The sequence below is a fragment of the Curtobacterium sp. MCPF17_047 genome (assembly GCF_003234045.1).
In the GTDB taxonomy this organism is placed as follows: domain Bacteria; phylum Actinomycetota; class Actinomycetes; order Actinomycetales; family Microbacteriaceae; genus Curtobacterium.
In genome coordinates, this window is the sequence record NZ_QKSF01000028.1 from 1 (window position 1) to 8,821 (window position 8,821).

The window sequence follows — 8,821 nt, forward strand, 5'->3', positions numbered from 1 at the left end:
GGTCTGGGGCGTTGTCATGACCCGACGGTCCCCACCCGGGACCATCGGGTCATGCCAACGCCCCAGACCCAGTCGGTCGTCCTCCCGTCCGCGGTCCCGCTCGCCGACACCGCACCTGCCGCGACTCCACGCCCCGCGACTCCACGTGCCGCGACTGCGCGTGCTGCAACTCCAGCGGGCGGCCGTGATCGTCCTTGGGCCGACGCCGCTGCTGCGGTCCTCGCGCTCGTGCTGCCCGTCGCCTGCGTCGGCTGCGGCGCACCGGACCGTGCGCTGTGCCGCGCCTGCCGGTCCGTCCTCGACGCCCTGCCCGGTCGCACCCGGCTCGTGGCCGGCGTCCGGCTCGACGCCGCCCACGAGTACGACGGCCTCGTCCGGACCCTGGTGCTCGAGTGGAAGCTGCGCGGGCGCGTGGACGTCGTCAGTGGGCTCACCCGGCGCACCGCGGACCTCGTCCGGGCGGCGCTCGCGGCGGCCCCGGTCGGCGCACTGGTGCTCCGCGTGCCGCCGTCATCGCGGGGACACCGGCGGCGCGGGTTCGACCCCGTCGTGACGGTCCTCCGTCGAGCGGGCGTCCGACGTGCACGGGCCCTGCGGCGGGTCCCGGTACCGGACGCCGGCCCCGGTTCCGACTCCGGTCCCGCTCCGGACGCCGGCCCCGGGTCGGCGGGCGCCGGGACGGACGGCCGCGGGCAGAAGGAGCGCACCGCCGTCGAGCGGGTCGCGGCCACCGTCGGGTCCCTCGTCGCCGACGGTGTGGCGGACCGCGACGTCGTGCTCGTGGACGACGTCGTCACCACCGGCGTCACGATGGCCGAGGCGGTCCGCGCCGTCCGCGGTGCCGGTGGCCGGGTCGTCCGGTGCGTGGCCGTCGCCACCGTGGAGGTCTGAACTGTGCGCGGCGGCCGCGGCACGGCGGACATGGACATCGGCTGGGCATCAGGTGGAGGTCTCCGGCACGCGGGCCAGCTCGGGCACGGGCGGAGCCAGCAGGGTCTAGCCTCGCGGCAAGGCGTTGGTGTTCGCCGGACGGAGGCGAACCGCCGAGTGTGGATGGGAGCCGCCATGGACGTGACGATCACGGGCCGCAACGTCGGGGTCACCGACCGATTCCGGGCCTACGTGGAGCAGAAGTCCGAGAAGATCGACGTGCTCGCCGACCGGGCCCTCGCCTTCGAGGTGCGGGTGAGCCGGCACCACGAGAAGAGCAGCGGAGCGCAGGGCGAGGACCGCGTCGAACTGACCCTCATCGGACCCGGACCGCTCGTCCGGGCGGAATCGGCCGCGTCGGACAAGTACGCGGCCTTCGACCTGGCGTTCGCGCGCATCGCCGAGCGCCTGCGTCGAGCACGTGACCGCAAGAAGGTGCACCGCGGCCGTCACCGTCCGACGTCCGTGGCCGAGGCCTCGGGCGCCGCGTTCGAGGGCATGGGTGTGGAGCCCGCCGACGGCAAGCTCATCGAGGAGGTCGCCACCGGTGCCGTCCCCGTGGTCGACGCCGACCAGGGAGCCGGCCGTGAAGAAGAGGACGCCGCGTACTCGCCGGTCGTCATCCGGCAGAAGGTCTTCGAAGCCGCACCGATGACGGTCGACGACGCGCTCTACCACATGGAGCTCGTCGGACACGACTTCTACCTGTTCGTCGACTCCGAGACCCACCGGCCGAGTGTCGTGTACCGCCGGAAGGGCTGGGACTACGGCGTCATCGGCATCGACGAGAACCCGGGCGCCGACGCCCGGGGGAGCGAGCACGTCCTCGTCGAGGAGTCCGCGCCCGCGACCGCGTAGTCGACGCGACGCACCACCTCCGAGTGCGCACGGTCCCGTCCGGGGTCGTGCGCACTCGTGCTGCTCCCAGCGCCGGACCCCGGCGGGTTGCTAGCATGACTGGCTGATCGGGCGCGTCGACCGCGCACGACGACTTCGTAAGGAGCTCACGTGGCAAACGTGCTGGAGAAGGTCCTCCGCATCGGTGAAGGGCGGACCCTCCGTCGGCTGAAGGCGTACGCCTCGGCGATCAACGACCTCGAGGACGACTTCGCGAGCCTCACCGACGAGGAACTCCACGAGGAGACGACGGAGCTCCGCGAGCGGTACGCCAACGGCGAGACGCTCGACGACCTCCTGCCGGAGGCGTTCGCCGCCGTCCGTGAGGCATCGAAGCGCACCCTCGGCATGCGGCACTTCGACGTGCAGCTCATGGGCGGCGCGGCCCTGCACCTCGGCAACATCGCCGAGATGAAGACCGGTGAGGGCAAGACCCTCGTCGCGACGACCGCCGCCTACCTGAACGCGATCCCGTCGCGCGGTGTGCACGTGATCACGGTCAACGACTTCCTCGCGTCGTACCAGTCCGAGCTCATGGGTCGTGTGTTCCGCGCCCTCGGCATGACGACCGGCTGCATCATCGCCGGGCAGTCTCCGGTCGAGCGTCGCGAGCAGTACGCCGCGGACATCACGTACGGCACGAACAACGAGTTCGGCTTCGACTACCTCCGCGACAACATGGCATGGCAGGCGTCGGACATGGTCCAGCGCGGCCACTTCTTCGCCGTGGTGGACGAGGTCGACTCGATCCTCATCGACGAGGCCCGCACGCCGCTCATCATCTCCGGCCCGTCCTCGGGTGAGGCGAACCGGTGGTTCACCGAGTTCGCGTCCATCGCCACCCGCCTCACCCCGGGCGAGGACTACGAGGTCGACGAGAAGAAGCGCACCGTCGGTGTCCTCGAACCCGGCATCGAGAAGGTCGAGGACTACCTCGGCATCGACAACCTGTACGAGTCGGCGAACACCCCGCTGATCTCCTTCCTCAACAACTCGATCAAGGCCGCGGCCCTGTTCAAGCGCGACAAGGACTACGTCGTGATGAACGGCGAGGTGCTCATCGTCGACGAGCACACCGGCCGCATCCTGATGGGGCGTCGCTACAACGAGGGCATCCACCAGGCGATCGAGGCGAAGGAGGGCGTCGAGGTCAAGGCCGAGAACCAGACCCTCGCCACCATCACGCTGCAGAACTACTTCCGTCTGTACCAGAAGCTCTCGGGCATGACCGGTACCGCGGAGACCGAAGCGGCCGAGTTCATGTCGACCTACAAGCTCGGCGTGGTCCCGATCCCGACGAACCGGCCGATGCAGCGCATCGACCAGACCGACCTCGTCTACAAGAACGAGCAGGCCAAGTTCGAGCAGGTCGCGAACGACATCGAAGAGCGCCACCACAAGGGCCAGCCGGTCCTCGTCGGCACCACGAGCGTCGAGAAGTCCGAGTACCTGTCGAAGCTGCTCGCCAAGAAGGGCGTCAAGCACGAGGTCCTCAACGCGAAGAACCACGCCCGTGAAGCCGCGATCGTCGCCCAGGCCGGTCGTGCCGGCGCCGTGACGGTCGCCACGAACATGGCCGGCCGTGGTACCGACATCATGCTCGGCGGCAACGCGGAGTTCCTGGCCGTGCAGGAGATGCACGCCAAGGGTCTGTCCCCGACCGAGACCCCGGACGAGTACGAAGCCGAGTGGGACACCGTCTTCACCGCGATGAAGGCCTCGGTCGAGCAGGAGAGCGAGAAGGTCCGCGATGCCGGCGGGCTCTACGTCCTCGGCACCGAGCGTCACGAGTCCCGCCGGATCGACAACCAGCTGCGTGGTCGTTCCGGTCGTCAGGGTGACCCGGGCGAGAGCCGGTTCTACCTGTCGCTCACCGACGACCTCATGCGCCTGTTCAACTCCGGTGCTGCCGAGAGCCTGATGGGCCGCGGCAACGTCCCGGATGACCTGGCCATCGAGAACAAGCTGGTCGGTCGCGCGATCCGTTCCGCCCAGTCGCAGGTCGAGGGCCGCAACGCCGAGATCCGCAAGAACGTCCTGAAGTACGACGACGTCCTCAACCGGCAGCGTGAAGCGATCTACAGCGACCGCCGACACATCCTCGAGGGTGACGACCTGCACGAGCGCGCGCAGTCGTTCCTCAAGAGCGTCATCGACGACGTCATCGACACCCACACCGGCGAGGGCTCCCCGGACGACTGGGACCTCGACGCCATGTGGACCGAGCTCGGCACGCTGTTCCCGATCTCGATCACCATCGACGAGGTCATCACCGAGGCCGGCTCGAAGGGCAAGGCCACGCGAGAGTTCCTGGCCCGCGAGATCCTCTCCGATGCGCAGCTCGCGTACAAGAACCGCGAAGAGGCCCTCGGGGACGAGGCGATGCGTGAACTCGAGCGTCGTGTCGTCCTCTCGGTGATCGACCGCCGTTGGCGGGACCACCTCTACGAGATGGACTACCTCAAGGATGGCATCGGCCTCCGCGCGATGGCGCAGCGCGACCCGCTGGTCGAGTACCAGCGCGAGGGCTACGCGCTGTTCCAGACGATGATGGGGCAGATCCGCGAAGAGTCGGTCGGCTTCCTCTTCAACCTCGAGGTCCAGGTGCAGTCGGACGGCGACAGCGCGGTCATCGAGGCCAAGGGCCTCGGTGAGGAAGGCGAGAACGCCGGACTCGAGTACTCCGCACCGTCGATCGACGGCGAGGTCGAGGTCCGCGACGAGGCCGGGCGCCTCGAGCAGGCCGCGACCGCTCGGGCGCAGCGCGCGCAGGCCGAGCAGGAGGAAGCCGCTGGACCGGAGAAGGGCTCGGCCTTCGGCTCGGCGGCGACCGCCTCCGGCCAGGCGGACGCGAGCAACCGCGCCGAGCGTCGGGCGGCAGCCAAGAAGGGCTGACGCTCCGCGTCGTCGTGACGGGAGGCCCGGTACCAGCTGGTACCGGGCCTCCCGTCCGTCGCCGTCGTCCGCCGTCGCGCAGTCGGTCGGCGACGATGGTCGTCAGAGCACGCCGATCGCGGTGGCCCGCCACCGCCCCCTGCGTTCCTCGAGCCGGATGGCGACCGCGCGGGCGTGACTGCGGGTGTGCACGACGACGGCGGCCTCGGCGACACCGTCCCGCGGCACGCTGACGACGACGCTGCCGACGCGGATCACCGGACGGTGCCGACGGCGGCGTGCTGCCGAGCGAGCCCGAGCAGCGACCGCAGCGCGGTGCTGGAGATGTCGTTGGACCTCCTCGGTGATCCACCGCGAGATCGTCTCGACCTCGCGCGCCCCGGTCAGGATCTCCGCCACGCAGAGCGCGAGCGATCGTGCCGTCTCCCCGGGGTCGGGCAGTTCCGGTGGCATCGTCCGCGGTGGCCCGTTCTCGTGCCGTCCACGGTGTCGCTCGTGCTCGGCGCGGTCGTCGTGCCGGCGTCCCAGCCCCCCGTCTGCGCCGTGCCCGTCCGGCTCGTCCTCGATCCGTCGTGCGTTCTCCGCCACCCCGGCCCCTTTCATCAGGCCGAGCGTATGGTTCGTGGAACATCACATACGGCCGAATGCCGTGGTCTGTGGAGAGCGCGTCCTTCTCCACAGCGGCGAGCCGAGGGTGCTCGGGGCCGCACCTAGACTGATCGGGTGTCGACCCTCAGTGACCTCGTCCTCGCGCAAGGCCGTTCCTCCGAAGCCGACGTCGAGTGGCTGCACCTGCTCGTCGGCGACTGGCAGCTGCTCGCCGACCTGTCCTTCGCGGACATGGTGCTGTGGGTGCCGACCAAGGACGACTCGACCTTCGTGGCCGTGGCGCACGCCCGCCCGTCCTCGGCGGCGACGCTGTTCTACCGCGACATCGTCGGTCAGGAGATCCGCGAAGAGTGGCGCGATCAGGTGACGCAGAGCTTCACGGGGAGTCGTGTGGTCGACTCCGCCGAGCCCGACTGGTACGAGGACACCCCGACCCGTGTCCGCGCGATCCCGGTGCTCCGGCGCCTGACCGCGAAGAGCGCGCAGACCACCGACCGCCCGATCGCGGTCGTCACGCGGCACTCGAACCAGGACGAGTCCCGGACGCCGAGCCGCCAGGAGCTCAACTTCACCGCGAGCGCGAACGACCTGTTCGGCATGATCGCCACCGGCGACTTCCCCGACCTCGGTGCCCCGGCCGGTCCGCGCCGTGGTGCGCCGCGAGCGAGTGACGGCCTGCTCCGCCTGGACACCGACGGCGTCGTGACGTTCGCCAGCCCGAACGGCCTGAGCGCGTTCAACCGGATGGGCTTCGACGGCGAACTCGAGCGCAAGTCCCTGGCCGAGGTCACGACCGAGCTCCTCGGCGCGCAGCTCGACGTCGACGAGTCCCTGCCGCTCGTCGTGACCGGCCGGGCCCCGTGGCGGGCCGACATCGAGGCGAAGGGCGTGACCGTGACGCTCCGCTCGATCCCGCTCCGCGACCACGGTGAGCGGATCGGGGCCGTCGTGCTCTGCCGAGACGTGACCGAGATGCGCCACCAGGAGCGTGAGCTCATCACGAAGGACGCGACGATCCGGGAGATCCACCACCGCGTCAAGAACAACCTGCAGACCGTCGCGTCGTTGCTCCGCATCCAGGCGCGGCGCACCCACTCCGACGAGGCGCGGACGTCGCTGCAGAACGCGATGCGCCGCGTCGCCGCGATCGCCGTCGTGCACGACACCCTGTCGACCGGACTCAGCCAGACCGTCGACTTCGACGAGGTGTTCGACTCCGTCCTCAAGCTCGTCACCGAGGTCGCCGCCTCACACAACACGACCGTGCACCCGAAGAAGACGGGGGAGTTCGGCGTCCTCCCGTCCGAGGCGGCCACCCCGCTCGCGCTCGGGCTGACCGAACTCGTCACGAACGCGGTCGAGCACGGGCTCGACGGCCGCGACGGCGAGGTCGAGATCGTCGCGAACCGCTCGGACGACCACCTCGAGATCCAGGTGCGCGACAACGGCGTGGGCCTGCCCGAGGGCAAGGTCGGCTCGGGGCTCGGCACCCAGATCGTCCGCACGCTCATCCAGGGCGAGCTCGGCGGCACGATCGACTGGCACACGCTGACCGGCAGCGGCACCGAGGTCACCATCTCGATCCCGTTCCGCTGGCTCACCGCGGGCACCGCCGCCTGATCCCGACGTACGCCGGTGTCCGGCTGACGCGGCACCGCACACGACGACGCCCGCCGGCCCCGAGGGGCACGGCGGGCGTCGAACGGTCTGTCGGTCCTGCTGCGTCAGGAGGCTCGGCGGGCGCGGGCGGCGCGGCGCTTGAGCGCGCGACGCTCGTCCTCGCTGAGGCCACCCCAGACACCGGAGTCCTGGTTGTTCTCGAGTGCGTACTGCAGGCACATCTCGGTCACGGTGCAGCGAGCACACACCGACTTGGCCTTCTCGATCTGGTCGACGGCTGGGCCGGTGTTCCCGACGGGGAAGAAGAGCTCGGGGTCCGCGGTGAGGCAGGCTGCCTGGTCACGCCAATCCATGTGGTGGTGCTCCTTGCGTTAGATGCTCGAACGGCAGGCCGGGGCCGTGACTCGGGGGATCGGGACTCTGCACATGCTCATGTGACGTACGGGAGGCTTCCTGTGGGGAGGAGCCCGCTCGGGGAGAGTTCGACGCCCGCAGAACGCTCGGGGGAGGAGCGTCGAACCACGGGAGACGCACACCACATCGTGCCGTCCAAACGACCTCGAACATCGTTCCATACTGGTATGGCCAAATCAAGGGTTTCACTGCTGGAGGATCGCTGTGCCTGACACCACCCCCGACGACCAGGTCGTCCCCCGAGGGCGGCCCGCTGCGCTCCGCGTGCTCATCGTCGTCGTCGGGCTCGAGTTCCTGGCGATGGCAGCCGTGACCGTCTTCCTGCTCGTCGAGCTGCTCACGACGCCCGCGACGAGCATCGCGTCGGCGGTCGCGCTCCTCGTGCTCGCGGTCCTGGCGACCGTGTGGCTCGGTGCCATGCTCGTCGGACTGCGGAGCGGACGGGCCTGGGTCCGGAGCGGGATCATCGTCTGGCAGGTCCTGCAGGGTGCACTCGCCATCGGTGCGTTCCAGGGCGTCTTCCGCGTGCCCGCGGTGGGCTGGGCGCTGCTCATCCCTGCGTTGCTCGCGATCACCCTGGTGCTGTCGAAGTCCGTGACCGCGGTCCTCGCACGGCGCGACTGAGGGCAGACCCCCGGCGCCGCCCGAGGACCGGGGTCGGACGCGGTCAGACCAGCCCGAGCTTCTTCCGCAGGCTCGCGACGTGGCCGGTCGCCTTCACGTTGTAGAGCGGCAGCTGGACCGAGCCGTCCTCGTCGACGACGATCGTCGAACGGATGGTGCCGGTGACGATCTTCCCGTAGTTGTTCTTCTCGCCCCAGGCCCCGTAGGCCCGGTGGACGGCGAGGTCCGGGTCGCTGAGCAGCGGGAAGCTCAGCGCCTGCTCGTGGTGGAAGCGCTGCAGGGCGGGCAGCTCGTCCTTCGAGACGCCGAGGACCTCGTACCCGGCGGCCTGCAGGGACGACATGTTGTCCCGGAAGTCACAGGCCTCGGTCGTGCAACCGGGGGTGGAGGCGGCCGGGTAGAAGTAGACGATGACCTTGCGTCCGCGCAGGTCGGCGAGGGCGTGCTCGGTGCCGTCCTGGTCGGGGAGGGTGAAGTCGGGGGCGGTGTCGCCGGCGGCGAGACGGTCGCTCAAGTGGGGCTCCTGTTCGTTCGGCGCCCCGAGTGGTCAAGGGCACGCACAAGTCATGCTATTGTTGATTCCCGTCGCGGGGCGCACGCCGAAGCGGCAGGACAACTCCACACACGCACCTCTAGCTCAATTGGCAGAGCAACTGACTCTTAATCAGTGGGTTCTCGGTTCAAGTCCGAGGGGGTGCACCACACGAAGACCCCGACCGATCCGGTCGGGGTCTTCTGCGTTCGCGGACGACACTCCCGGCGCTGACCGCCCGCGCAGCGACACGCCCGACCACCGGATCGGGCCGACCCCGACCCCGACCCCGATCCCGAC

General features: G+C 69.9%; 8 protein-coding genes and 1 tRNA gene. 6 read left to right on the top strand and 3 right to left on the bottom strand.

Annotation, left to right across the window (positions count from 1 at the left end; genetic code table 11):
- Positions 1 to 51 precede the first annotated feature (51 nt).
- The 3 genes from DEJ33_RS16620 to secA all read left to right on the top strand — a co-directional run bounded on the left by DEJ33_RS16620 (position 52) and on the right by secA (position 4,722).
- Entirely contained in the window at positions 52 to 891 is an 840-nt protein-coding gene (locus DEJ33_RS16620; RefSeq protein WP_111195562.1) for a phosphoribosyltransferase family protein, read from the top strand.
- 174 nt (positions 892 to 1,065) lie between these two features.
- Positions 1,066 to 1,788, top strand: coding sequence for a ribosome hibernation-promoting factor, HPF/YfiA family (hpf, locus tag DEJ33_RS16625; protein WP_258366347.1), 723 nt, complete (start codon positions 1,066 to 1,068; stop codon positions 1,786 to 1,788).
- A gap of 150 nt (positions 1,789 to 1,938) precedes the next feature.
- Positions 1,939 to 4,722: a preprotein translocase subunit SecA gene (secA, locus tag DEJ33_RS16630; RefSeq protein ID WP_111079176.1), complete on the top strand. Its 2,784-nt coding sequence runs from the start codon at positions 1,939 to 1,941 to the stop codon at positions 4,720 to 4,722.
- Positions 4,723 to 4,824: 102 nt separating this feature from the next.
- On the opposite strand, the gene DEJ33_RS16635 is transcribed toward secA, so the two are convergent.
- On the bottom strand, positions 4,825 to 5,325 hold the full coding sequence (locus DEJ33_RS16635) for an Rv3235 family protein (RefSeq protein ID WP_146242665.1): 501 nt from the start codon (positions 5,323 to 5,325) through the stop codon (positions 4,825 to 4,827).
- A gap of 120 nt (positions 5,326 to 5,445) precedes the next feature.
- Between DEJ33_RS16635 and DEJ33_RS16640 the strand changes: the two genes are divergently transcribed.
- Positions 5,446 to 6,951, top strand: a complete 1,506-nt coding sequence (locus DEJ33_RS16640) for a sensor histidine kinase (protein WP_111045284.1) — start codon at positions 5,446 to 5,448, stop codon at positions 6,949 to 6,951.
- A 104-nt stretch (positions 6,952 to 7,055) separates the two neighbouring features.
- On the opposite strand, the gene DEJ33_RS16645 is transcribed toward DEJ33_RS16640, so the two are convergent.
- Entirely contained in the window at positions 7,056 to 7,304 is a 249-nt protein-coding gene (locus tag DEJ33_RS16645; protein ID WP_022904217.1) for a WhiB family transcriptional regulator, read from the bottom strand.
- 265 nt (positions 7,305 to 7,569) lie between these two features.
- Between DEJ33_RS16645 and DEJ33_RS16650 the strand changes: the two genes are divergently transcribed.
- Positions 7,570 to 7,989, top strand: a complete 420-nt coding sequence (locus tag DEJ33_RS16650; protein WP_111079174.1) for a hypothetical protein — start codon at positions 7,570 to 7,572, stop codon at positions 7,987 to 7,989.
- A gap of 43 nt (positions 7,990 to 8,032) precedes the next feature.
- On the opposite strand, the gene bcp is transcribed toward DEJ33_RS16650, so the two are convergent.
- Positions 8,033 to 8,503 (bottom strand): thioredoxin-dependent thiol peroxidase, encoded by a 471-nt coding sequence (gene bcp / locus DEJ33_RS16655; protein ID WP_111045286.1) that lies wholly within the window; start codon positions 8,501 to 8,503, stop codon positions 8,033 to 8,035.
- A gap of 112 nt (positions 8,504 to 8,615) precedes the next feature.
- Here bcp and DEJ33_RS16660 point away from each other — a divergent pair.
- Positions 8,616 to 8,691: transfer RNA gene (locus DEJ33_RS16660), tRNA-Lys, on the top strand.
- Positions 8,692 to 8,821 lie beyond the last annotated feature (130 nt).

Coding starts and splice junctions, on each gene's coding strand:
- hpf (WP_258366347.1), top strand. CDS start 1,066: ATGGACGTGACGATCACGGGCCGCAACGTCGGGGTCACCGACCGATTC.
- DEJ33_RS16620 (WP_111195562.1), top strand. CDS start 52: ATGCCAACGCCCCAGACCCAGTCGGTCGTCCTCCCGTCCGCGGTCCCG.
- DEJ33_RS16645 (WP_022904217.1), bottom strand. CDS start 7,304: ATGGATTGGCGTGACCAGGCAGCCTGCCTCACCGCGGACCCCGAGCTC.
- DEJ33_RS16635 (WP_146242665.1), bottom strand. CDS start 5,325: ATGAAAGGGGCCGGGGTGGCGGAGAACGCACGACGGATCGAGGACGAG.